General features: G+C 48.9%; 23 protein-coding genes. 1 reads left to right on the top strand and 22 read right to left on the bottom strand.

The genetic code is table 11. The features are described 5' to 3' along the window. Positions 1 to 20: 20 nt before the first annotated feature. The 7 genes from trxB to hprK all read right to left on the bottom strand — a co-directional run bounded on the left by trxB (position 21) and on the right by hprK (position 5,929). Positions 21 to 983, bottom strand: a complete 963-nt coding sequence (trxB, locus tag KNP98_RS01135; protein WP_029331364.1) for a thioredoxin-disulfide reductase — start codon at positions 981 to 983, stop codon at positions 21 to 23. Between the two features lie 60 nt (positions 984 to 1,043). Continuing rightward, the gene (locus tag KNP98_RS01130) at positions 1,044 to 2,525 is read right to left on the bottom strand and encodes a tetratricopeptide repeat protein (RefSeq protein WP_214807206.1); all 1,482 of its coding nucleotides are present in this window, start codon (positions 2,523 to 2,525) and stop codon (positions 1,044 to 1,046) included. Positions 2,526 to 2,623: 98 nt separating this feature from the next. Then, positions 2,624 to 3,004 (bottom strand): kinase-associated lipoprotein B, encoded by a 381-nt coding sequence (gene kapB, locus KNP98_RS01125; RefSeq protein WP_214810571.1) that lies wholly within the window; start codon positions 3,002 to 3,004, stop codon positions 2,624 to 2,626. 29 nt (positions 3,005 to 3,033) lie between these two features. Further along, positions 3,034 to 3,516, bottom strand: a complete 483-nt coding sequence (locus KNP98_RS01120; RefSeq protein ID WP_214810570.1) for an acyltransferase — start codon at positions 3,514 to 3,516, stop codon at positions 3,034 to 3,036. Continuing rightward, on the bottom strand, positions 3,500 to 4,156 hold the full coding sequence (gene ppaX / locus KNP98_RS01115) for a pyrophosphatase PpaX (RefSeq protein ID WP_088837752.1): 657 nt from the start codon (positions 4,154 to 4,156) through the stop codon (positions 3,500 to 3,502). The genes KNP98_RS01120 and ppaX overlap by 17 nt, the downstream gene beginning before the upstream one ends. Positions 4,157 to 4,160: 4 nt before the next feature. Beyond that, positions 4,161 to 4,994: a prolipoprotein diacylglyceryl transferase gene (gene lgt, locus KNP98_RS01110; RefSeq protein ID WP_088837753.1), complete on the bottom strand. Its 834-nt coding sequence runs from the start codon at positions 4,992 to 4,994 to the stop codon at positions 4,161 to 4,163. Next, the gene (gene hprK / locus KNP98_RS01105; RefSeq protein WP_029331373.1) at positions 4,994 to 5,929 is read right to left on the bottom strand and encodes an HPr(Ser) kinase/phosphatase; all 936 of its coding nucleotides are present in this window, start codon (positions 5,927 to 5,929) and stop codon (positions 4,994 to 4,996) included. Before hprK ends, lgt begins: the two co-directional genes overlap by 1 nt. Before the next feature lie 126 nt (positions 5,930 to 6,055). Here hprK and KNP98_RS01100 point away from each other — a divergent pair, with 126 nt between their 5' ends. Beyond that, a complete protein-coding gene (locus tag KNP98_RS01100; protein WP_214807204.1) occupies positions 6,056 to 6,448 on the top strand; it encodes a hypothetical protein in 393 nt (130 codons plus the stop codon). 160 nt (positions 6,449 to 6,608) lie between these two features. Here the strand turns inward: KNP98_RS01100 and KNP98_RS01095 are convergent, their stop codons facing one another. The 15 genes from KNP98_RS01095 to KNP98_RS01025 all read right to left on the bottom strand — a co-directional run bounded on the left by KNP98_RS01095 (position 6,609) and on the right by KNP98_RS01025 (position 25,658). Then, positions 6,609 to 7,715, bottom strand: coding sequence for a DUF4097 family beta strand repeat-containing protein (locus KNP98_RS01095; protein WP_029331375.1), 1,107 nt, complete (start codon positions 7,713 to 7,715; stop codon positions 6,609 to 6,611). A 108-nt stretch (positions 7,716 to 7,823) separates the two neighbouring features. Beyond that, a complete protein-coding gene (uvrA, locus tag KNP98_RS01090) occupies positions 7,824 to 10,679 on the bottom strand; it encodes an excinuclease ABC subunit UvrA (protein ID WP_214766837.1) in 2,856 nt (951 codons plus the stop codon). A gap of 1 nt (position 10,680) precedes the next feature. Then, positions 10,681 to 12,648, bottom strand: coding sequence for an excinuclease ABC subunit UvrB (uvrB, locus tag KNP98_RS01085; protein WP_371816394.1), 1,968 nt, complete (start codon positions 12,646 to 12,648; stop codon positions 10,681 to 10,683). Between the two features lie 204 nt (positions 12,649 to 12,852). Further along, complete coding sequence (locus tag KNP98_RS01080; protein WP_214810569.1) at positions 12,853 to 14,016, bottom strand: PDZ domain-containing protein; 1,164 nt, start codon at positions 14,014 to 14,016, stop codon at positions 12,853 to 12,855. A 19-nt stretch (positions 14,017 to 14,035) separates the two neighbouring features. Continuing rightward, positions 14,036 to 15,454 (bottom strand): S41 family peptidase, encoded by a 1,419-nt coding sequence (locus tag KNP98_RS01075; RefSeq protein ID WP_088837758.1) that lies wholly within the window; start codon positions 15,452 to 15,454, stop codon positions 14,036 to 14,038. A 97-nt stretch (positions 15,455 to 15,551) separates the two neighbouring features. Continuing rightward, positions 15,552 to 16,886, bottom strand: coding sequence for a murein hydrolase activator EnvC family protein (locus KNP98_RS01070; RefSeq protein WP_214810567.1), 1,335 nt, complete (start codon positions 16,884 to 16,886; stop codon positions 15,552 to 15,554). A gap of 38 nt (positions 16,887 to 16,924) precedes the next feature. Beyond that, on the bottom strand, positions 16,925 to 17,824 hold the full coding sequence (ftsX, locus tag KNP98_RS01065) for a permease-like cell division protein FtsX (RefSeq protein ID WP_029331384.1): 900 nt from the start codon (positions 17,822 to 17,824) through the stop codon (positions 16,925 to 16,927). Next, positions 17,814 to 18,500 carry a cell division ATP-binding protein FtsE gene (ftsE, locus tag KNP98_RS01060; protein WP_088837760.1) on the bottom strand — a complete coding sequence of 229 codons (687 nt, stop codon included), beginning with the start codon at positions 18,498 to 18,500 and terminating at the stop codon, positions 17,814 to 17,816. The genes ftsX and ftsE overlap by 11 nt, the downstream gene beginning before the upstream one ends. Before the next feature lie 199 nt (positions 18,501 to 18,699). Further along, a complete protein-coding gene (gene cccB, locus KNP98_RS01055) occupies positions 18,700 to 19,062 on the bottom strand; it encodes a cytochrome c551 (protein ID WP_214810566.1) in 363 nt (120 codons plus the stop codon). 110 nt (positions 19,063 to 19,172) lie between these two features. Continuing rightward, positions 19,173 to 20,042, bottom strand: a complete 870-nt coding sequence (locus tag KNP98_RS01050) for a YitT family protein (protein ID WP_159173397.1) — start codon at positions 20,040 to 20,042, stop codon at positions 19,173 to 19,175. 103 nt (positions 20,043 to 20,145) lie between these two features. After that, positions 20,146 to 20,649, bottom strand: coding sequence for a GNAT family N-acetyltransferase (locus KNP98_RS01045; protein ID WP_088837763.1), 504 nt, complete (start codon positions 20,647 to 20,649; stop codon positions 20,146 to 20,148). A gap of 57 nt (positions 20,650 to 20,706) precedes the next feature. Beyond that, positions 20,707 to 21,807 carry a peptide chain release factor 2 gene (prfB, locus tag KNP98_RS01040; RefSeq protein ID WP_034800913.1) on the bottom strand — a complete coding sequence of 367 codons (1,101 nt, stop codon included), beginning with the start codon at positions 21,805 to 21,807 and terminating at the stop codon, positions 20,707 to 20,709. Between the two features lie 67 nt (positions 21,808 to 21,874). Continuing rightward, a complete protein-coding gene (secA, locus tag KNP98_RS01035; RefSeq protein WP_214810565.1) occupies positions 21,875 to 24,394 on the bottom strand; it encodes a preprotein translocase subunit SecA in 2,520 nt (839 codons plus the stop codon). A gap of 218 nt (positions 24,395 to 24,612) precedes the next feature. Beyond that, the gene (hpf, locus tag KNP98_RS01030) at positions 24,613 to 25,176 is read right to left on the bottom strand and encodes a ribosome hibernation-promoting factor, HPF/YfiA family (protein WP_026827559.1); all 564 of its coding nucleotides are present in this window, start codon (positions 25,174 to 25,176) and stop codon (positions 24,613 to 24,615) included. Between the two features lie 281 nt (positions 25,177 to 25,457). Then, complete coding sequence (locus KNP98_RS01025; protein ID WP_088837765.1) at positions 25,458 to 25,658, bottom strand: cold shock domain-containing protein; 201 nt, start codon at positions 25,656 to 25,658, stop codon at positions 25,458 to 25,460. Between the last annotated feature and the right edge of the window lie 35 nt (positions 25,659 to 25,693).

Raw genomic sequence — 25,693 nt, 5'->3', positions numbered from 1 at the left:
CAACAAAGCTGGTTCCTGTCTTACACCTGTGATGATTCCTGTAATTCCTCGAGTAACGCTTCGATATAATGCTGTGCATTTTGAGCAGCAATCGAACCATCATTCGTTGCCGTAACGACTTGACGGAGCGTTTTCTCACGGACGTCTCCAGCTGCGAAGATTCCTTTGATGTTTGACTCCATGCCTTCGTTCGTCACAACATATCCTTGATCGTTCAAGATACCAAGATCTTGGACGTAACCTGTGATCGGGTTCATTCCGATGTAGATGAAGACACCATCGATCGGATGTGTCGTCACATCTGCCGTTTTCGTATTGATTAAATCAATCGAACCGACTTTACCGTCTTGTTCGTTGATTTGTTTGACGGTATGATTCCAGATGAAATCGATTTTCGGGTTATCGAACGCACGTTTTTGAAGAATTTTTTGTGCACGTAATTCTTCACGACGGTGGACGATTGTGACTTTTTTCGCGAAACGTGTCAAGTAGACACCTTCCTCGACCGCTGAATCCCCACCACCGATGACGAACAATTCTTTTTCTTTAAAGAAAGCTCCGTCACAAACGGCACAATACGAGACACCACGGCCGCCGAGCTCTTCTTCGCCCGGTACACCGATTTTCTTATATTGTGCGCCCGATGCGATGATGATCGCCCGCGCATGATAATCCTTGTTGTGTGCATGGACCGTTTTAAAAGCACGTCCATCCTCGATGCTACGGACGTCACCGTACGCATATTCTGCGCCGAATGCTTTCGAGTGATCGAACATTTTTTGTGAAAGGTCCGGTCCAAGGATGCTATCGTATCCCGGATAGTTTTCGATATCTTCCGTGTTGGCCATTTGACCACCTGGAATACCGCGTTCGATCATCAGTGTTGAAAGGTTTGCGCGTGATGCGTAAAGTGCTGCCGTCATTCCGGCAGGACCTGCACCGATGATGATGACATCATAAATTTTTTCAGCAGTTTCTGTCATGTTTCCACCCCATCTTAAGTTTCGTTGTAATTTGAGTATAGGTGAGAATATGGCAAACGTCTAACATTTTGCCCGAGCAGGTGTCAGGTGTTGTTTGTAGGCACGAATCGTCATCGCCACCTCATCAAAAGAGACATCAACCAGTTCGGCACACTCTTCAATCAACATCCCTTCCCGTAACTCGTGAAACAGATGGATTAGTGCAGCGGCTGAACGTTCGACCGAGTCGAACGTTTCGCCACTGAGGACGAGTCGGGCAAACCGTTCATAAAAATCGCCTTCAAGGCTCATCCGCTCTTCGTCAGATACGTAATGTTCTGCGAGACGAATCGTCTGTAAGGCACGATGAATCCTTTCATCGACGATATCGCTCCGTCCATTCATCTCATGCAAAATTTGTTCTGTCAGCTGCAGGACATCTTCGTGATCCGTCACTTCCGGCATCATCGAAAGGGCTAACCGTGCTTCCTCGTCATTTAGTTTCCCGAGTAACAAAGCCGTGAAAATGCGTGAGACATCATCTTCCGTTTTCAACGCTTGAATCAAGGCTGAACGAAACTGAAGGTTATGACGAATGTCGTATGCCTCTTGTTCTTCCCGTAAGCTCGCGGCTTCTTTTGATTGTAAGAAGGCTGCGGCTTCTTCGATATGTCCCGTTTTGAATGCAGAAATCGATAACCAGTGACCGAATAGTGGGTCGCCTCGATAGCCACGGCGTTCGAGCAATTTCAATTCTTCGTACGCTAAGTCATGACGACCGATAATCGCAAGAGTCGATGCGACTTTATAACGTGTTTCAAGATTGACGGAACGAACGTGTTCGAGCTTCCGTGACAGACGGTGCGCTTCTTCATCCTGCCCCATCTCATGTAAGAGAACGAGCGTATTACAAAGCGCGTGGAGATTTCCCGGATTTCCTTCTAAGACGCGTTCAAGCGAATGGAAAGCCCGGTCGTTTTCACCGAGATAAAATTCGACGATTGCCAAGTTATTGTAGGCTGGCCAAAATGTCGGGTACGTCGCAATCAAGGACTCGAGTGTGTCCTGTGCTGCAAACAACATCCCTTTATCGATTTGGCGCTGGGCTTGTGCATGGAGACGAATCAACTCATCTTCATCGTCATCCTCAAGCTCTTGCTCAAGATCAATCAATTCCACGAGTGCGGCCGATGCCTCTGCGTGTTTGCCTGCCGGCGCATGTTTTAAATATTCGAGCGCATATTCTTTTGCTTCTTCATATAAAGAAACGTGCGCATAGTTGTTCGCTAAATAAAAGAGTGATTCGGTATTTGACTCATCGAGTGCACGGACACGTTTCAATACGTCGTTCGCATGATTGATTTCTCCCGTTTCGAACAGGACACGTGCGTAACGTAGTAGGTAACGGACATCTTCTGGTTGAAGCGTCGTCGCTTCGTCAAGATGATAGACCGCCTCTTCGAGTCTCCCTTCCCGATGCGCCTTCCGTCCGCGAAAATAAAAAAGTTCCGCTTGGCGCGTTGTAATCGCAAAGGGGTCTGCTTTGTATTCCGTTAATTCCATAGTGATTCAAGCCCCCATAATATAAATCTAGTTTCGTAGTTGCAGAGACAAGAATAACCTATCTCGGATAGCGTTGCAACAGAAAAAAACGCCGGGGTTTACGCCCAGCGTTTCGCATAAATGGTTTCGAGTTCCTTGTAGTTCTCTAAGCATTTTCGTACAAAAGCATCTTCTTGCGGATTCTTGTTTTGCAGACGCTCAACATCTTTTTCGAATGCTTGGCGTAAGCTGTCGGAATACGCTGGAATCTCTGCGTCATATGCATAGACGACGCTTGGAGAAACCGTGATTTTTTCGTGTTGATGTAAGGCGGTACGGATATGGAAGAGCGGTACGTCAACTTGGTTCGGCTGATGCAGATCACCTTGCGTCGGATGTTTCTCGACGGCGAGGACTTCAACGACGAGACCTTGTGGACGTTCTGCGAATAATCTTCCGAAATACTTTCCGGTCTTATAGGTGAAGCGAATATAATTCATTGCGGATCGACCTCCTTCTCACAGTTTCGTCACATTTCATGCCGGCGAAGCGGCTGACTCGAGACGCGTTCGTTCGGTAAGATGTCCCGGTGAACGACGGAACCGGCACCGATGACAGCACCGTCCCCGATCGTCACCCCTGGTAAAATCGTCACGTTCGCGCCGATTAAGACGTCACTACCGATCGTCACGTTACCAATCCGGTACTCGGTCGTCAAATACTCATGACAGAGAATCGTCGTGTTGAAGCCGATGATCGTATTCGAGCCGATCGAGATTCGTTCCGGGAACATCGTGTCCGGCATCACCATCAAGGCAAGCGCCGTCTGGTCGCCGATCTTCATCCGGAGACACGTCCGGTACAAGCCATTCTTAAAGCGGAGCGACGGCGAAAAGCGTCCGATTGTAATGATGAGGAAACACCACATGACCTTGAAGAACGAAACCGTCCGGTACATGTGCCATAACGGATTCGTCGCCCCGACGTGATAGCGATCAGTCCGCCGTGCCATTTTGCGCCTCGATCCAGTCACTCAGGTGTTCCATCGAGTCGATGATGACGCTTGGCTCTAATGCTTCGAGATACGGACGTCCTTTAATCGCCCAGCCGACAGCAACAGTTTTCAACCCGGCATTTTTCCCGCCGTTGATATCCGTGTCGTTATCCCCGACCATGATTGTCTCGTCTGTTGTCGAACCGAGGAGTGCCATCGCTTTTTCAAATGGTTCGACGGCTGGTTTTTCTTCCGTCACATCGTCTGCTGCGATGATTGTCTCAAACAGTGACGTCAGTCCGAACAGCTCAATCCCTTTTAAGGCGACGCGACGACTTTTTGACGTCACGATCGCCATCTTGTAGCCCTGTTCCTTCAAGCGGCGTAAACCGTCGAGGACACCCGGATATTCAAGGACGAGTGCGTCATGCATCGCGATGTTATAGCTGCGGTAAAAGGCGACCATCTCTTTCCACTGCTTGGCGTTGAGCTCTGAAAATGATTTTTCCAGTGTTGGACCGATGAACGGAAGCAATTCTGCCTCCGTAAACGTCCGTTCCGGATAGTAGTAACTGAGCGTATGTTCAAAACTTTTTAGAATCAACGGGTTCGTATCAATCAACGTACCGTCTAAATCAAATAGAATCGTATTAATCATCGTTTCACTTCGCCTCCCGTGTCGTTCCATCCAAGTAGCGGACAGCATTTTTCCGGATGACCATCATGACGAGTCCGAAGACGATTAAACAAATCGAGACGATTTGTGCCGTCCGCAGTCCGTCCCCCATCAACAGACTATCCGTCCGGAGTCCTTCAATATAGTAACGTCCAATCGAGTACCAGACGAGATAACCGAGGAAGACGTAGCCGCGACGCGGATTGAACTTCATCCGCCAGACAATCAACAAGATGACGCCGATGATGTTCCAAATGCTCTCATAGAGGAACGTCGGCACGTAATAGACGCCGTCGATATACATCTGATTGACGATCCAGTTCGGCAAGTGCAACGTATCTTGCAGGAACGACCATGTCGTCTCTCCCCCGTGCGCTTCTTGGTTGAAGAAGTTGCCCCAACGTCCGACCGCTTGACCGAACAGGAGTGACGGCGCCAGGATATCCGCGATTTGCCAAAACGAAATGTTTTTCTTTCGCGTATACAGGATGACTGTCAAAATCGCCCCGATGATGGCACCGTGAATCGCGATTCCGCCTTGGCGGATGTTGATGATTTGATCGAGATGTTGACCGTAATACTGCCACTCGAAAGCCACATAGTAAATCCGGGCACAGATGATGCTGATCGGAATCGACCAGATGACGACATCGACCGCGTATTCTTCGTTGAAACCGATTCGCTTCGATTCGAAGATGGCGATCATCAAGCCGACGATTGCGCCCAAGGCGATGACGACACCATACCAATAGATTGGAATCGGACCGAGCTCAATCGCGACGCGGTCGAATGTCGGTTGTACCGTTGCGAGTGTCCCCATCATAGACCACCATTCCCGTCTTCGATCGCTTGCGCGAGACGTCCGGCGAATTCTTCTGCTGTGTTGATGCCCATATTTTTCAGACGATAGTTCATCGCCGCGACTTCGATGATGACGGCAAGGTTACGCCCGGGACGAACCGGAATCGTCAAAAACGGAATTTCCGTATCGATGATTTGTAACGTCTCTTGATCAAGACCGACGCGGTCATAGACTTTCGTTTGATCCCAAATTTCCAGATTACAGACGAGGCTGATTTTTTTATGCGACCGTACAGCACCTGCACCGAACAACGTCATGACGTCGATGATGCCGATTCCGCGAATCTCAAGGAGGTGCTGAATCAATTTCGGCGCTGTGCCGACTAAGATGCCGTCACCCGTCTGACGAATTTCAACGGAGTCGTCCGCCACAAGGCGGTGTCCCCGTTTGACGAGTTCGAGTGCCGTCTCGGATTTACCGACCCCACTTGCCCCTTTGATGAAGACGCCGACCCCGTAAATATCGACGAGGACGCCGTGCATCGCTGTCGTCGGGGCGAGTTCCGCTTCGAGGAAGTTCGTGATTTGAGATTCGACCGATGTCGTATGTCCCTTCGTCGTCAAGAGCGGTACGTTCGTTTCGTCAGCTGCTTTGATGATCGCTTCCGGTACCTCAAACCCGCGCGTCACTAAAATCCCTGGTGTTTCATCTGTACAGAGGACGTTTGCCCGTTCGAGCTGTTCCTCATACGTCAGGTTGTTGAAAAACGTCAATTCTGTTTTCCCGAGGACTTGCAGACGTTCTGCCGGATAATACGCATAATAACCAGCGAGGACAAGACCGGGTCGACAGAGATCAGCCGTTAAAATCGGACGATGTAGTCCTTCTTCTCCGGTGACAATTTTTAAATTGAATTGCTTTACGATTTCAGCTGTTCGCACTTTTGCTTGCACGCTCAATCAGCCCCTTTCACTTGAAGTATTGTACCATATTTTTGCTAAAATCAATGAATTCGATTAGAAGCTGATAATCTTGGGAAAGGAATAACGTTAGAGAAAACAAGAAAGGAGGTTTTGATAATGATGAATATGTCAGGTAGTGGTATTGGAATGATTATCATTATGATTTTATGCGGGATCCTTGCAATCCTCGGACTCGTCTACATCATCATCTCGTTAATCGATATGTGGAAGGCTTATTCGCGTGATCAAAATCAAACGGCACTCTTATTTTTCATCATCTCACTGGTCGGAATCGTGCTAAGTGGTCCATTTATTTCACTCATTCTCGCAATCGTCTTTTATTGGAACCGGGCGCGCAGCAAAAGTTGGATGGGAATCGGCTTAATTATTGCCGCAATCATCCTCGCTATCGTCGGTGTCATCACATTCATTTCATTCGGGTACGACATGAACAACTTCGACAATATGAACTGGGACGAACCCATGATGGATGAAGACTATAACTACTAATCAAAAAGAAGGGGATGCGCATCATTTAGATGGCATCCCCTCCTTTTTGACTGTAGTCACACATTATTTTTTGATTACGATGCTTAATCATACATTTGCATCAGGAAGCGATTAAAAAATCCCGCCGGCTCCTGTTTCAGGAAGCAGGCGGGATTTTTGATTAGAACGCTTGCGGACTTAAGTGAACACCGTGCGTCACGGAAATCGTTCCCGTTTTCGTATCGGCTTCGACTTCAATCTTCGGCGTCCGGTCACGACCGGAGACGAAATGCAGTTTACGGTTCACGACATCTTTTTGGTCGCGAATCACTTCCATCTCATCGAGGTTACAATTCAACCCACCAAAGTTTGTTTCCAGCTCACCATATACTTCAGCACCATGCGGCAACATCAAAGCGATGCTTCCTGCGAGTGACGACGCTTGAATCTTCGCGTCGTGGGCTGTTTTGAGTTCACAACGGACATTGCCGTTCGCGGTTTTCAGCTCAGAACGTTCAAAAACCCCGTTCGCGATGATTTGACCATTCGCCGTCTTCGCTTTTAACATTTTGACTTCTGACTCTTCGACTTCAATCGAACCGTTCGCCGTCGAAGCTTTCAAATCCTCACTGTAAAGATCGCGGACATGGATCCGTCCGTTCGCTGTCATCAGTTGAACGCTCGTCGCGTCAAGCGACGACAACGTAATCTCACCATTCAACGTCTGTAACACGAACGCCTCGTAGTGACGACGCGGAACTTTTAAGTGGATCGTCGCCCGGACGCGTTTATCTTTCAAGCGAATCGATAGCGTGTTAGCGGAGACGGAATGTTGAAGCGACGCTTGAAGTTGTTCGAGCGCTTGCTCCTCATTGACTTGGCGAAGCGGACGCCCCGTCACCGTCAACTCACACTCCTCTAAATCACTTGGTTCGACAACGGCATTGGCATTAAATAAATCCAAATGAATCGTCTCTCCACTGAATGGGAATTGTTTGACGTACGTGACGTTCGGACCGGACGTCTGATTTAATGAGAGATCACTCTCTTTAATCCGGTTGACGAGACCATCAAAAGCAGACATCACTTTCGACGTCAGTGAATCAACCGTGTAATGATCGACGCGGTCGTACTGTTCCGGTTCATCGACATACTTATGATTACTTGCTGTCGTCGATTGTTGCTGATCGAGTGCTTCAAGGCGTTCGAGCTTATCGAGTGCCTCATCGATCGTCAACTTTCCTTCTTTTACCTGTTCAAGTATCAACTGACGCATATCTTGTTTCATGAACATTCCCCTCCTATTTTCTGAACACGCTATGACGCAGGAAAACTTATTCACTCTTTCGTTCTACTTCCCTTACTTCCCTTTTACGAATCCTCCGTCAAAAAAGTTTCATGATTCGATTCGGGCTGCGTCCCGTTCCAAAACAGGTGCCAAGTAATGTCCTGTATACGATTCCTTGACTTGCACGATGTCTTCCGGTGTTCCTGTTGCAACAATCATACCTCCACCATCGCCACCTTCCGGACCAAGATCAATCAAGTAATCCGCCGTCTTAATGACGTCGAGGTTATGCTCGATGACGAGGACCGTATCGCCGTTGTCGACGAGGCGTTGCAAGACTTTCAACAGGCGGGCGATGTCATGGACATGCAGTCCCGTCGTCGGTTCATCGAGAATGTAAATCGTTTTCCCAGTCGACCGCTTATGCAGTTCCGAAGCAAGCTTCACGCGTTGTGCTTCACCGCCCGACAGTTCCGTCGCCGGCTGTCCGAGACGCATGTACGTCAATCCGACGTCAGCAATCGTTTGCAGCTTCCGACTGATTTTCGGAATTTTTTCGAAGAACTCGAGTCCCTCTTCGACTGTCATCGCAAGAACGTCCGAAATCGTTTTACCTTTATATTTTACTTCGAGCGTCTCGCGGTTATACCGTTTCCCGTGACAGACTTCACACGGAACGTAAACGTCCGGCAAGAAATGCATCTCGATTTTAATGATCCCGTCTCCGCGACACGCTTCACACCGGCCACCTTTGATGTTGAAACTGAAGCGTCCTTTTTTATAGCCGCGTAACTTCGCTTCGTTCGTCGAAGCGAAAACATCACGAATGTCGTCAAAGACACCGGTATATGTCGCCGGGTTCGAACGTGGCGTCCGACCGATCGGAGATTGGTCGATGTCGATGACTTTATCGATTTGGTCGAGTCCTGTGATGCCTTTATGCGCTCCCGGCTTTTCTTTTGCCCGGTTCATCTCATGTGCAATCGTCTTATAGAGAATTTCATTAATCAATGTCGACTTCCCGGAACCTGATACTCCGGTCACGGCAACAAACAAGCCGAGCGGGATATCGACGTCGACATTTTTTAAGTTATTTTCTGACGCTTTTTTAATCCGTAACGCCCGTCCGTCCGGTTGTTTCCGTTCAGTCGGCACAGGAATGAACTTCTTCCCCGACAAATATTGTCCGGTCAGTGAATTCGCGTCGTTCATTAATTCTTCCGGTCGACCGGCCGCTGTGACGAAGCCGCCGTGATCACCGGCACCGGGTCCGATATCAATCAGATAATCCGCTGCCATCATCGTGTCTTCATCATGTTCGACGACGATCAACGTATTTCCGAGATCGCGCATCGTTTTCAGCGTACTGATCAATCGGTCGTTATCACGTTGGTGTAAGCCGATTGACGGTTCGTCAAGGACATAGAGGACACCTGTCAGACGGGAGCCGATTTGTGTCGCGAGACGAATCCGTTGCGCTTCCCCACCGGACAATGTGCCGGCAGCACGGGAAATCGTCAAATAATCGAGACCGACGTTTTCTAAGAACGACGACCGTTCATGAATCTCGCGGACGATCATCCGCGAAATCGTTTGGTCTTTTTCCGATAGTTTCGCCGGTAACTCTTCGAACCAGATGACGGCTTGCTTGACTGACATCTTCGTCACTTCTCCGATGTGGATACCGGATACTTTGACAGCAAGCGATTCGCGTTTCAGACGATGCCCTTTACAAGTCGGACATGCTTTTTTCGCCATATATCCTTCCATCTGTTCGCGGATGTAATCCGACGACGTCTCCTTGTAGCGACGTTGCAAGTTATTCAAGACACCTTCAAAGAACAGATCCGTGTTGCGGACCATGCCAAAGTCATTTTCATAACGGAAGTGAATTTCTTCTTTCGAGCTGCCGTTTAAGATGATGTCGCGTTGTTCGTCTGACAACTGTTCGAACGGCGTATCCATGTCGATTTTAAAGTGCTCACAGACTGCTTTGAGCAATTGCGGATAATATTGTGAGCTCGTTGGTTCCCACGCGACGATTGCCCCTTCGTTGAGTGACTTGTCTGCATGCGGTACGACAAGATCGACATCGACTTCAAGTTTCGTCCCGAGTCCGTCACATGAGGCACAGGCCCCGAATGGCGAATTGAACGAGAACATTCGTGGTTCGAGTTCTCCGATTGAGAAACCACAAATGGGACACGCATGATGCTCACTGAAAAGGAGCTCATTGCCATCCATCGTATCGACGATGACACGTCCCTCCGCGAGGCGAAGTGCTGTTTCGAGTGAGTCGGCGAGCCGTGATTCGACGTCTGGTCGGACGACGACACGGTCGACGACGACTTCAATCGAGTGTTTCTTATTTTTTTCGAGTGCGATGTCATCCGTTAAATCAATCGTATCGCCATTGACACGGACACGGACGAAGCCCTCTTTTTTCAAATCTTCAAAGACTTTGACATGCGCCCCTTTTCGTCCGGAAACGATCGGTGCCAAAATCTGCAACCGCGACCGCTCAGGTAACTCCATCACTTGGTCGACCATCTGACTGATCGTTTGACTCGAGATCTCAATCCCGTGGTTCGGACAAATCGGTTTGCCGATTCGCGCATACAGCAGACGGAGGTAATCATAAATCTCCGTCACCGTCCCGACAGTCGAGCGGGGGTTTTTACTCGTCGTTTTTTGATCGATTGAAATTGCCGGACTAAGTCCCTCAATCGCATCGACGTCCGGTTTATCCATCTGCCCTAAAAACTGGCGTGCATAAGCGGAGAGGCTTTCGACATAACGTCGTTGCCCTTCCGCATAAATCGTATCGAACGCGAGTGATGACTTACCGGATCCCGATAAGCCCGTCAAGACGACGAGCTGATCGCGCGGGATTTCGACATCGATGTTTTGGAGGTTATTGACGCGAGCGCCTTTGATGATAATCTTGTTTTTCTTGTCTCCCAACTTAGGCACCTGCTTTCAATTCTAATATAAGATCTCGAAGCTCTGCTGCGCGCTCGAATTGCATGTCTTTCGCTGCTTGTCGCATCTCTTGATCCAACTGTTCGAGTAGCGTTTCGCGCTCCGGTTTTTTCAGTTTATTGAATTTCTCCAGTTTTTCGACCGTATCATCACTTTCAATCGTCGTACTGATGACACCGCGAACGTCTTTTTGAATCGTTTTCGGCGTAATGCCGTGTTCTTTATTGAACGCGAGCTGAATGTTGCGCCGACGTTCCGTCTCATCCATTGCCCGTTGCATCGAATCCGTAATCTTGTCTGCAAACAGGACGACGTGCCCTTCCGAGTTCCGGGCCGCCCGTCCGATCGTCTGAATCAATGATCGCTCGGACCGTAAGAAACCTTCTTTATCCGCATCGAGAATCGTCACGAGCGACACTTCCGGAATATCGAGTCCTTCACGAAGCAGATTGATCCCGACGAGTACGTCATACTTACCAAGCCGCAGATCGCGAATGATTTCAATCCGTTCGAGCGTCTTGATTTCCGAGTGCATGTAGTTGACCTTGACACCGTTCTCTTTTAAATAATCGGTCAAGTCTTCCGACATTTTTTTCGTCAATGTCGTCACGAGAACCCGTTCATTTTTCGCAACGCGGTCCCGGATGTTGTCCATCAAGTAATCGATTTGACCCGTGATCGGATGAATCTCGATTGTCGGATCGACGAGTCCCGTCGGACGAATAATTTGTTCGACCATCTCTTTTGAGTGCTCGAGCTCATAAGGTCCCGGCGTCGCTGAGATATAAATTGCTTGACTGACCTTCTCTTCAAACTCTTCAAAACGAAGCGGCCGGTTATCTTTCGCTGACGGCAAACGGAAACCATGCTCGACGAGGACTTGTTTCCGCGCCTGGTCACCGTTATACATCCCGCGGATTTGCGGTAACGTGACGTGCGACTCATCGGCGACGAGCAAGAAGTCTTTCGGGAAGTAATCGATGAGCGTATACGGCGTTGATCCTTCCGGCATCAGGTTTAAATGACGGGAGTAGTTTTCGATTCCTGAGCAGTAACCCATTTCACGCATCATCTCGAGATCGTAGTTCGTCCGTTGCTCAAGACGTTGTGCCTCAAGTAACATCCCGTCTTCACGCATCTTCGCGAGTTGCGTCTCAAGTTCGACTTCGATGTTCGCGATTGCTTTTTGAAGACGTGTGTCCCCCGTCACGAAGTGGGACGCCGGGAAGATTGAGATATGTTCACGGTCGGCGATGATTTCACCTGTCAACGGATCCATGTCGCGAATCCGTTCGATTTCGTCACCAAAAAATTCGACACGGACACATTGTTCGTCTCGTGACGCCGGGAAAATCTCGACGACATCACCACGGACACGAAACCGCCCGCGCTGGAAGTCGATGTCATTTCGTTCATATTGAATGTCAATCAAACGACGAAGCATCTCGTTACGCCCCATCTCGTTGCCGACACGAAGCGACAACACGTGATTATTGTATTCTTCCGGGTTACCGAGACCGTAGATACACGAGACGGACGCAACGATCAAGACGTCATCTCGCTCAAACAAGGAAGATGTCGCCGAGTGACGGAGTTTATCAATCTCATCGTTGATGGACGAGTCTTTTTCGATGAACGTGTCCGTCGACGGGACATACGCTTCCGGTTGATAGTAATCATAAAAGCTGACGAAGTACTCGACCGCGTTGTTCGGGAAAAATTCTTTGAACTCCGAGTACAGTTGCCCGGCCAGTGTTTTATTATGCGCCAGGACTAACGTCGGCTTTTTAATCTCTTTGATGACGTTCGAGACGGTGAACGTCTTACCGGTTCCGGTCGCTCCGAGCAACGTTTGATGCCGCTCGCCGTTCTTGACGCCGGTGACCAATTGTTTAATGGCAGCCGGCTGATCGCCGCCTGGTTCAAATGGTGACACTAACTCAAAATCCATCGCTAACTTCCCCCTCATTCCGTAAAAAATCTATCTTTATTGTATCACTTTACGAACAAACATTCGATTATGAAGTGCTCCTTCTAGGAAGTTACCCGTTTTTCCAAAAAAGAAAAAGTCCCGGTACGGATTATCTCTGAAAAAGATAAAGTTCACTCAAGAAACAACAACATCCCCTACCACTCACGTGATAGAGGATGCTCATTATTGAAGCGTTCGAATTTTCGTCCGGCGATTCCCCGGCTCACTGACGAACATGATGCCGAGTTCATGATGATCTTGTTCATAAAAAGCCCGTTGCGCAAACCGAACATCTCCATTATGATTCATCACTTCGAGACGTAAGTATGGTTTATGCTTTTGAATCGCTTCATAGAAGCTCGTCTCGGAATCAACAAAATCACCGTTGACCTTATAGATGGCTTCTCCGGGTACGAGCCCCATTTCTGATGCCGGTAATCCAGGGAACGTCCCCAGGATGACGACACCCCGTTTTCCATTGAGGAAAATCGGCGTCGCTGAACGGTTCAAGCGTTTGACCCGTTGATGCAAAATGATGTGCAAGACGAGCAGGAGCGGTAGACCGAATAACCATTCTTCCCGGTTCGTCACGTACGCACCCAGTGTCAACAAGACCGCGAGTAACAATGTGATGACGCGACTCCGAATCAATGGACGCATCAACTCAGCCGGCAATTTTCCTGTGAACAGAAAACTGAAGCCGAGCGGGAAAAAGAGCACGAGCGGGACGTACTCCGGAAAAGCGAACCGCGGAAACCATTCCTCGAGACTACTGCCTGGAACAATGACGAGCAACGGAATCAACCACAGTTTGTTCGCGGACAACCCACCGATGAAACGCCCCCGCTTCGATAAGACGAGTGATGGGGACAACTGCTTTTGACCGCGCCACGCGACGAGCGCCAATTCTGCCAGCAGCGTCAAGCTCGCAAGCAACAGCAACGTCGTCGCGTCGACCTCTTTAATCCCGTCCATCCGTTCATCCGTCACGAACCACCCGATAAGTGCCAAAACGCTGAGCGGCCAAAGCGGCAAGTTAAACCGGACGACGCCAATCACTAATGTCACGGCAGCGAGCGCCGTAAAGGCGACAATGAAGACCGGGCTGACGGTCACCTGTAAACTCAAACTGATTGCAGATAAGACAATCCCGACGAGCAGACCGGGCAGTAATGTCTCAAAAATGTCGGTCCGTTGATCGCGTGATTTCGAGCGGAACAAGTTCCGTTCTCGCCTGACGCGACGAATACCGATTACAACACTGACTAGAATGGCTAACCACAGGATTGGACTAGCGATAAGACTAATCACTGTCCAACCGATTCCATCGAATAATTCCACGCCCATTCAGACCTCTTTCCGTGATTTATTCAGCAGCAACTTCAAGTGCCTTGATGCGTTGTACATCATTTTTCGAGTCTTCTAACTTTTTCAAGAGACGTGTCTCCATCTCGGAAGCCGTCACCGGGTCAATCTTACCCGTGACTTCGAGCTTGGCATCTTTTTGAAGTTGTTCGACTGCTTGTTTCATCGTGTCGCCATAATACCCATCCTGCCCTTTCGGATCGTAACCGATCGCTTCGAGCACGAGATGTGCATTTTCGACAGTTTTTCCATAGTCCCCGACATTGAGCGCTTTGTCATCCGTCAATATTTTCGTGACATTGAAATACGCGGGTTGTTTGACTTCAACGGTCGGTTTAACTCCTTTTTTGTGAATCCAGTTCCCATCTGGCGTCAACCATTTGTTCGTTGTCAGCTTCAGGTCACTGCCATCTTTTAAGTCATACGCACTTTGGACGATCCCTTTACCGAATGACTTTGTACCGACGACTTCTGCACCGGCGCCTTCTTTCAGACCGGCGGCTAAAATTTCTGACGCTGACGCGGAACCGCTATCTTCCAACACGACGATGTTATAAGGTTTCTTCGCGTCCGCCTTCCCGAATTCCTGCGTCCGGTCGCCTTTATTGTCTTCGACCTGGAAAATCGGTGTATCTTTCGGAATGAATGGCGCAATCATTTTCGAAACTGCCGTCAACAGTCCGCCCGGGTTTCCCCGGACGTCAATGACGAGTCCATCGATATTCTTCGCTTCGAGAGCAGCGAGTTGCTTTTCGAACTCTTCTGCAGTCGGGTCAGAGAACTGAGTCACTTGGAGTACACCAATCGTTTTCCCGTTCACTTGTTCTGTTTCCGAATAAACGGTCTCAATCGGAATCGTATCGCGTTCAATCGTGATTTTCATCGGGTCTTGTCCCCCGCGTTGAATCGTCAAGACGACTTCCGTCCCTTTTTCACCACGAATCTTTTTGACAGCTTGATCCGTTTTTTGACCTTTCGTCGACTTGCCATCGATTTCTATAATAACGTCACCCGGCTTGATTCCTGCTTTTTCAGCGGGTGCCCCTTTAATCGGAGCGACGATGACAATTGCCTCACCCTTTTGCTCCAGTGTCGCGCCAATTCCTTCAAACGATGAAGACAGATTCGTGTTGAACGACGCCGTTTCCGATTCATCCATGTAGACCGAGTAGGGATCGTCAAGCACTTCCGTCATCCCACTGAGTGCTCCTTCAAGCAATTCTTGATCCGTGACATCTTCTAGGTAATACTGTGAAATCATCTGGCGGACTTGATCAACCTTTTTCCAGTCCCCCGATTCGCCCGATGAACTGGTCGTCACCGTGTCGGTACCACCTGTTGCTAACATACCGACTGCGCCTGCCCCTAGGCCAAGTCCGAATGTACTGACTGCTATGACTGCCGTTGTAGATTTTTTCACGCTTGATTCCTCGTTTCCGGTGTAAACCTGCTATTTTTTTCAGTATAGCAAAAAAAGATAGGTTACCCTATCTTTTCGCTAAAGAGCTATAGGTCAATCAAAAGATGTACGGGGCTGGATCGACCGCGTTCGGTTGTCCGACCGCCCACTCCCCTTGATGAATCTCAAAGTGAAGATGAGGACCAGTCGACCAGCCTGTCGAACCTAACTTTCCGATGACCGTCCCCGGCATGATCGTTTGCCCTGCCTCCACGGCGACGGAATCAAGATGTCCGTAAACCGTGGTCCAGACTTTCCCGTCGATCAGATGGGTGATCATCACGACATTCCCGTATCCTGTCGCACTTCCGGCGCGCAGGACGATACCACCTGCCGCCGCCTGAATCGGTGTTCCTTTAGCATTGACGAGATCGATGCCCGTATGAATCTCCGACTTGCCGGTCAACGGATTGTTCCGTGGACCGAACGGGCTGGACACGTAACCGGAGACAGGTAATTGAAATGGCTTTGCATGATCCGTCGCAGATGGTACCGGCTGCGTTTTCGTCGTTGGCGATGCCGTCCGGTCCGCTGCCTGCGTGTCGTCCGCTTCCTCTTGCTCACGTTTCGCTGCCTCGATACGGGCGAGACGTTCTGCTTCCGCCTTTATCTTTGCTTGTTCAGCGGCACGTGCTGCTTCTTCGAGTTCCGTCAGTTGCGTGCTAATCAATTGTTGCTGATCTGCTAAGATTTGGGCTTCTTCCGCCTTCGTGAACTGCTCCTGCTTCAATTGTTTGACCTGATCGTTCAATTGGACGACCAGTTTTCGTTTCAACTCAGATTCCGCGATGATCCGCGTCTGCAGAATCAACAGTTTCCGTTGGTCTTTTTTTAGCTGACCGAGGATGAGTTCTTGACTTGCGCGTTGCTCCGTCAATTCCGTGACATTTGCTTTATAGGCATTCAAAACACCATCATCTTGTTTAATGATTTCACTGACAGTACTAAAACGTGAGATTAAATCGCCAAAATCTTTTGAGTCGAGCAACACTTCGATGTATTTGATGTCGCCATCCCGCTGAACGGCACGAAGCCGGTTCCCAAGTAAATCTTCCTGCGCCCGTAACTCGGACAATGTTTGTTTAATCGCTTCTTCGATTGCTTGCAACTCTTCTTTTGATGCAGAAACAGCCGCTTGTTGATCTGCAATTTCACTCGCTAAATCATCCAAACGGCTGTTGACTTCATCCAAACGCTCCTCTGCGAGGCGGCGTTCTTTTTTCGTCAAGATTAACTTCTCAGATGTCTGATTCTGTGATCGTTCCGTCTCTTGCAGACGGGACTCGATCTCCTGTTGTTCCTTCAACAATTCTTCTTTAGACACGGCGTGAACGGATACACTTGAACCAACCAGGGCCAAGCTGAGCACAGCTGAACAGAATCGAACCTTCATGAGAAGCATCTCTCCTCTATATTTTGTTTTTGCGTAACTTATACTTTTAAGAAACGTCCGAGTGACGTCGTTGATCCCCATACTCCGATGAAGGCACCGAGCGCAAGTAAAATCAATGCGACTTGAACGGATAGTTCACCTGGTGGAATCAAGTTAAAGATTGATGCATTTAAAGATACGAGTTGTGGTTGAAGGGCATTGTATGTCACTTCATAACCAAAATAGACGACAGCGATTGGAATCAATGCTCCGAGTACACCCATCAAGAGTCCCTCGACGAAGAACGGTGCACGGATGAAGCCGTTTTTCGCTCCAACGAGACGCATGATTTCGATTTCCCGACGACGCGAGAAAATCGTTACTTTGATCGTATTCGAGATGAGGAACATCGCCATGAAGGTCAGACCGACAATTAAGATGATTCCACCGACGCGTACCCCTTCAAGGAAGTTGAACATCTTCTCGACGTAATCTTCGCCATACTCGACACTATCTATATTTTCCATTTTTTTGACTGTATTTGCAATAGTTTCTGTCTCATTCGGGGAAGTTGCTTTGACGATGTAGCGATCGTGAAGCGGGTTATCCTTCTCGACCGACTGGTACGCCTGCGATCCTTCTCCTAACTGTTCTTTAAAACGATTCAGTTCATCTTCTTTTGAACTGTACCGGACAGACGCGACACCCGGCATCTGTTCTAATTTTGAACCAACGGCGTCGATTTTTGCTTGATCGGCCTCGCGTTCGACGAACACTTGAATTTCGACGTCTTTTTCGACGTTGTCTGAAATTTTGTTGACGTTGAACATGACCATCGCAAAAATTCCGACGAGTAATAATGTCACGGTTACGGCACTGACAGAGGCGAATGTCATCCAGCCGTTTCGGACAAGACCTTTCGACCCTTCCCGTAAATGACGGAATCCATTAAACTTCATAGCCGTACATTCCTTTCTCTTCGTCACGGACGATTTTTCCACCGTCAATCGCCAGTACACGATGACGCATTTTGTTAACGATGTCTCGATTGTGTGTCGCCATTACGACCGTTGTCCCACGGCGATAAATCTCTTCGAAGACCTCCATGATTTCCCATGCCGTATCCGGGTCAAGGTTTCCTGTCGGCTCATCAGCGATGACGAGTGACGGACGGTTGACGATGGCTCGGGCAATCGAAATCCGTTGTTGTTCCCCACCCGATAACTCATCCGGATAGTTCCGCGCTTTATGTTTGAGTTTGACGAGATCGAGGACTTCGTTTACTTTTTTACGGATTTGCGCTTTGTCGTCTCCGACAACTTCGAGTGCGAATGCGACATTTTCATAAACCGTCAATGACGGGAGGAGTTTAAAGTCTTGGAAGATGACGCCGATTTGGCGACGGAGTTCTGGAATTTGACGGTTTTTTAATTTACCGACTTCGATTCCTTTAAACAAAAATGAACCGCTCGTCGGTTTCTCTTCGCGGTACATCATCTTCATGAATGTTGATTTGCCGGCTCCAGAAGGACCAACGATATAGACGAACTCACCTTGATTGATCGTCAAATTGACCTCACGAAGTGCAGTGACTCCGTTCGGGTATATTTTACTAACTTGTTGCATCTTGATCACTTACTTCACATCCTTATTTGATTACTGGGGTGATCAGCTAGGTCTTAAAACCTACCGATTCCCATTATAACAGGCATGAAAAAAAACCACATTACAATCAAATGTCAATTCCGGCTGTTTTTCATAAAAAAAGGGATAAGAAATGACGAACACGTGTCGTGTCTGTCATCTCTTATCCCATACTATCACATAGTTATGCTTATTTCTTTTCTGCTAACCAATCAGCAACAGCAACGATTTCTTCGTCCTCTTTCAGGATTCCGGCAGGCATTTGCCCTTTACCGTTCTTGATGATGTCCTGGATCTCTTCAGACGAATACTTTGAACCGACTTTTGTTAAGTCTGGTCCAACATTTCCTTCTAAATTGTTCCCGTGACATGAGGCACAGTTATTCGCGAAGATTTTTTCCGCATCGACTGCTGATTCTGTTTTTGAAGAATCATCATTCATCGACGTGTCTTCTTTCGTTGTATCCGAAGAACTGGAATCATCACTGCCGCAAGCGCCGAGTACGAGTGTCGCGCCAAGTCCTGCCGCGAGTAAAAGATTTTTTAATTTCATCCGTATACCCCCCTTAAAAAATACCAATCAACGTTCTTACCTATTAGAGTATAACCGTTCTTGATGTTTTCTAAGCGTGATTTCACAAAAACTTCACGTTTTCGATGTGTTTACGGAACATTGCGATACCGTTTGTCATCCGTGAACCCAAGCCCGAGTACTTCATGGGCCTCACTGACGACAAGGAACGCTTCCGGATCAATGTGTTTGACGATTTCTTTCAACGTCGTGATTTCACCTTGACGGACGACGACCATCAGCATCGGCTTCCGCTTCCGTGTATAGGCACCCGCTGCCTCGATTTCCGTTGCGCCGCGATCAAGTGTCTGGAAGATCTCTTTAACAAGGGCTTCCCGTTGATCAGAAATGATGTAGGCCAGCTTATCGTTCGTGATTCCGAGCTGGACGATATCAATCATCTTAATCGTGATGAACAAGGCGACGAGCGCATACAGACCAATTTCGAGCGAGAAGATAATCGCGGCACTGATGACGATTGTCCCATCAAGCAAGGCGATGCACAAATGAATCGGTAACTTCGTAAACCGGTGTAGAATCTGGGCGATTAAATCCATCCCGCCGGTCGACGCCCGACCTTTAAAAATCAGACCGAGTCCGATTCCGACGCCGGCCCCGCCAAAAATCGCAGCGAGCATCGGATTCATCGTCGCTGCCGGGACCTCGAACCGTTCATAAATCAAGATGACGACGGGCAAAAAAATCGATCCGACGAGTGACTTGACGCCGAACCCCATCCCGAGAATCATCCAGCCGATCGCGAGTAATAGGACGTTCGCAACGAGCTGGAACAGTCCGGGTGAAATCCCGAATAAATCATTCAAGACAATCGATAGCCCACTGACCCCTCCTGAGGCGAGTTGATTCGGTGCGAGAAACAGACTGAACGCACTGGCGACGAATAATGAACCTAATAATAAATAAACATAGTCGCGAACGACTTCCTGACGCGTTGATGTCATGGCGTTGCATTTCCCCTTACCTTAAAATCTAGAACCCGTTTTTTATTTTAGCGCAAAAAGGGAAGTGACGACTAGCCCGTCCGACCAACTCGCAGTGGTTCTCTTATACCGCACTAAAGGGTTTCGGATAACGGACCGTCCCTTTGACGCCCGTTAAGCCATTTCGGACGAGCGGCATGACGAGAAATACTTCAGCCGGGACCGGGAATGGTGCTTCAATCCCGTAATCGATCGCCCGTTCGAATCCGAACTGCGGATAATAACTGTCGTGACCGAGCACGACGATATGGTGTTCCCCCGCTTCCCGAGCGTCCTCAATGACTTGGCGGATCAACTCTGACCCGATGCCTTTGCGTTGCCAGACCGGCATGACCCCGACCGGTGCCAGGGCGAGCGACGGGACGTCCTCGATGTAAATCCGGCTCAGTAAGACGTGCCCGACGATTTCTCCCCGGTCAGCGACGGCGACCCGGCTGAAACGTGGTGCCGCCTCGTCATCTTCCCGCAAAGCGTCGACTAAATCCGCTTCAGCTGCCTGTTCGAACGCCGCTTCATGCACGCGGCGAATCGCGGCTGCATCCTTAAATTTTTCCTGACGAATGATCATCTCATGTCCTCCCTTTTGAAAAAAACCGCCGACTTGACCGTCGACGGTAGGTGCTTCTTACATATTGAGTAAACGAAGGTAGGCATCGATGAAGCCCATGATGTCTCCATCCATTGCCCCTTGCGTATTCCCGACTTCATAGTTCGTCCGGTGATCCTTGACCATGCTGTATGGATGGAAGACGTATGAACGAATTTGGCTACCCCACGCGATATCCGATTTTTCGCCACGGATTTCATCGAGTTTCTTTTGTTTCTCCTCGATTTCACGTTGGTAGAGTTTCGCTTTCAACATCTTCATCGCCGCTTCACGGTTCTTGATTTGCGAACGCTCTTGTTGACACGAGACGACGACGCCCGTCGGCACGTGCGTGATCCGGACGGCTGAGTCGGTCGTATTGATGTGCTGTCCACCGGCACCTGACGCCCGGTACGTATCGACACGAAGATCTTCCGTCCGAATGTCGATATCGATGTCATCGTTGAACTCCGGCATGACGTCACATGAAACGAACGACGTATGACGGCGGCCTGACGAATCAAACGGTGAAATCCGGACGAGACGGTGGATTCCTTTTTCCGCCTTCAAGTATCCATAGGCATTGTGCCCTTGAATACGGAGCGTGACCGATTTAACACCGGCTTCGTCACCTGGTTGGTAGTCCATCGTCTCGACTTTCCAGCCCTGTTTGTCGCAAAAACGTTGATACATCCGGAGTAACATCGAAGCCCAGTCTTGCGACTCGGTCCCACCCGCACCCGGGTGCAGCTCAAGGATTGCGTTGTTCGCGTCATATTCGCCGTTCAACAAGATTTGTAATTCAAACTCGTCGAACTTCTGTTTGATGTCTCCGAGTTCCGACTCGAGTTCTTCTTGTAACTCGACGTCCGGCTCTTCTTTAATCAATTCATACGTCAGGACGATGTTTTCGTGTCCATCGGCGAGGTGTTGGTACTTATCGACCATCGCCTTCAAACCGTTCGACTCGTCGATGACTTTTTGCGCTTCTTCTTGATTGTTCCAGAAGTCCGGGAACGTCATCTCGTTTTCGAGCTCTTCAATCCGGGAAATCTTCGTTTCTAAATCAAGCGATGCCTTATATTCTCCGAGTTTCTTCTCCATCCACTCGGCGGTGTTGCGTATTTCTGCTAATTCCATTGTGTTCCACCTTCTCTTTCCGTCAAAAGAGGCAGGAATCTCCCGCCTCTTTCAGTCGATTCATCACTTATGCCTGACGGCCGTGACAGTTCTTGTATTTTTTACCGGATCCGCACCAACATGGGTCGTTGCGTCCGATTTGGTCGTTCGGATTTTTGCGGACAGGCGCTTTTTTGACGACCTTGTCCTCTTTGCCTGAGACGGCGACTTCATCCTTGACGACTTTTTCGCGTTTCAAGTTCGGGTCAAGATCAGCACGAAGGACGAATTGTGTCACTTCTTCCGCGATTGCCGCGTTCATCGTATCGAACATCATTGAACCTTCCGACTGGTATTCCCGCAGCGGATCGTTTTGACCGTAAGCACGAAGGTGAATCCCTTCACGCAACTGATCCATCTGATCGATGTGGTTCATCCAGTGTTGGTCGACGGCACGTAAGACGATGACTTTTTCAAACTCGTCAAACGCTTCAGCCGGTACTTCCGACCGTTTGTGTTCGTAGTGTGCGAACGTCCGCTCTTTGAGCAGTTCGATGATTTCTTCGCGTTCTTTGCCGAACAACTCTTGTTCCGTCACTTTTTCTTCGACGGCAAGCGTCTGGTTCGACCAATCCGCGAGTGCACCGATGCTCCACTCTTCCGGTACGAACTCGATTGGCGTGTACTGATGGACACCTGATTCAATCGTTTGTTCCATCATCGGACGAACGATGTCTGAGACAGACTGGGCGTCAAGAATCGCTGCCCGGTCCGCGTACATGACTTTCCGTTGATCAGCCATGACGTTATCGTAACCGAGGACTTGTTTCCGTGCGTCAAAGTTATTTCCTTCGACCCGTTTTTGAGCAGACTCGACGGCACGTGAGACCATCCGGCTTTCAATCGGTTGCGAATCGTCCATTCCGAGACGATCCATCATCGATTGCAGGGAATCGGAACCGAAACGGCGCATCAATTCATCTTCGAGTGAAAGATAGAACTGGGATGCCCCCGGGTCACCTTGACGACCGGCCCGGCCACGTAACTGGTTATCGATCCGGCGTGATTCGTGACGCTCTGTCCCGAGAATGTAGAGACCGCCTTTTTCGATGACACCTGCACCGAGCTTGATGTCAGTACCGCGTCCGGCCATGTTCGTCGCGATCGTGACCGAGTTCGCTTGTCCCGCGTTCTCGATGATTTCTGCTTCCCGTGCATGGTTTTTCGCGTTCAAGACTTCGTGGCGGATGCCGCGTTTCTTGAGAATCCCGCTGAGGAGCTCAGACGTTTCGACGGCGACCGTACCGACGAGGACCGGTTGTCCTTCGCGGTTGGCACGTTCGATTTCGTCTGCAACAGCAGCGAATTTCCCGTTCATCGTCTTGAAAATCAAATCAGGCTGATCGTTACGGATGACGGGCTTATTCGTCGGAACGGGAACGACATGCATGTTGTAAATGTTCCGGAACTCTTCTTCCTCCGTCTTCGCCGTACCGGTCATACCGGCAAGTTTCGTGTACATCCGGAAGAAGTTTTGGTACGTGATCGTTGCAAGCGTCATCGATTCACGTTGAATCTCGACGCCTTCCTTCGCTTCAATCGCTTGGTGCAGTCCTTCTGAGTAACGACGTCCTTCCATGACACGACCCGTGAATTGGTCGATGATCATGACCTCATCTTCCCGAATCATATAGTCGACGTCGCGGTGCATGATGGAGTTCGCACGGAGTGCGAGACTCAAGTGATGGTTGAGGGCGACGTGCTCGAGACCAAACAGGTTGTCGATACCAAAGTATTTTTCAGCGCGGTCGATGCCTTGCTCCGTCAAGAGCACACTTTTCGTTTTGATGTCGACCGTATAGTCTTCATCTGCCTTCATCATTTTCGCGAACGTATCTGCTTGTGAGTAGAGGGCCGTCGATTTCTCAGCAGAACCTGAAATGATTAACGGTGTCCGTGCTTCATCAACGAGGATCGAGTCGACTTCATCGACGACAGCATAAGAAAGCGGACGTTGAACACGGTCTTCTTTATACAGGACCATGTTGTCACGCAAGTAGTCGAAACCGAACTCATTGTTCGTTCCGTACGTGATATCACAGCTATAGGCTGCTTGTTTTTCTTGACGCGACATGCTTGACAGGTTCAAACCGACCGATAGACCGAGCGCCGCATAGAGGGGCTCCATGATGTCACGGTCACGTTTCGCCAAGTATTCGTTGACGGTGATGACGTGGACGCCATTGCCGGCGAGTGCGTTCAAATAGACAGGAAGCGTCGCGACAAGCGTTTTCCCTTCCCCTGTCTTCATTTCAGCAATATCACCGTTGTGAAGGACATATCCCCCAATTAATTGGACACGATAATGGCGCATGCCTAAGACACGCGTCGATACTTCACGACAGACGGCGAATGCTTCCGGTAAGATATCATCTAAATCTTCTCCGCCCGCAAGACGCGTCCGGAACTCCACCACTTTACCTTCTAATTCTTGATCTGATAAAGCACCCATTTGTTCCTCGAATGCTTCGACGGCGTCTGCCACTTTTTCTGCTTTTTTCAGGACACGTTTCGTCGGTGCGAATAACTCTTTTAGAAAATTAGCCATGCCATACAGTCCCCTTACTTCGAACGATTCTTTATATGAACAGAATTCCGAGATTTTTCCTTTATTCAGTGTACCGAATACAGCGTCAAATTTCAACAAGCGGACGACGTGACGTCTCGTCCTGTTCGATCTATGTAGCATACGCATCGACTTAAGATATAGTTTTCTAACATATCAAAAAGGGACCCACTCCTAAGAGCGAGTCCCTTGTACATTCATTATTCTGGTTCAATCAAGCCGTAACGACCATCTTTTCGACGGTAAACGACGTTCGTGTTACCCGTTTCAGCGTCTGAGAAGACGAAGAACGTGTGACCGAGCATGTCCATTTGAAGAATCGCTTCTTCCGTATCCATCGGCTTGAGTGTGAAACGTTTTGTTCGAACGAGTTCGAGTTCCGCTTCATCCTCTTCGTAGACAGGTGCTTCTGCCTCCGGTCCTTCAAGCGTTTTGAAGTATTCGCCAATGCCGCCTTCTTTGGCGCGTCCTCTCCGGTTGATTTTCGTTTTATGTTTCCGGATTTGACGTTCGAGCTTATCGACGACGAGGTCGATTGCTGCGTACATGTCGCCATTTACATCCTCTGCACGAAGCAAAAGGTTTGGCATTGGAATCGTCACTTCGACTTTCTGTTTCTCATTGTTGACTTTGAGATTGACATAAGCCGTCTGCGCTTCCGTAGGAGTTGTAAAATAACGAGTTAACTTTTCAAGCTTTTTCTCGACGTAATCCTTGAGAGCATCTGTGACGTCCAAGTTTTCACCGCGAATGTTGTAGATCATGTAAACTCCTCCTTAAGTAACCGGTTGAACCTATGAATTCGCTAAACTTCAGTCGTTTCCTTCTGAAGATTCAAAATTCTTTTGGTTCGTATTTATTATACCACGATAAATGATACAAGGAAATGAAAACGATGACATTCTATTGAACATCCCCCTCAATCTTTAGCGTACTATAATAGTTTTGTGTGGTGATATTAGCGTATATACCCTTACGAAACTAAATCGAAACAAAAAAACCGCCTTTAGACAATGCCTAAAGACGGTGGCGGCTGCTATTCGGATTAAAGTTTTGTAACGTTCGCAGCTTGTGGGCCACGATCGCCGTCAACGACTTCAAACTCAACTTCTTCGCCTTCTTCAAGTGACTTATAGCCGTCTGCTTGAATTGCTGAGAAGTGGACGAAAATGTCTTTTGCGTCCGATGTCTCAATGAAGCCGTAACCCTTTTCAGCATTAAACCATTTTACTTTACCTTGTTCCATTCGAATTCACGTTCCCTTCGCAAACCAGAGTTCGA

Source organism: Exiguobacterium sp. s127, assembly GCF_018618695.1.
Taxonomy (GTDB): domain Bacteria; phylum Bacillota; class Bacilli; order Exiguobacteriales; family Exiguobacteriaceae; genus Exiguobacterium_A; species Exiguobacterium_A oxidotolerans.
The sequence above is the reverse complement of the archived record's forward strand: the minus strand, read 5'-3'. Positions and strand labels throughout refer to the sequence as shown.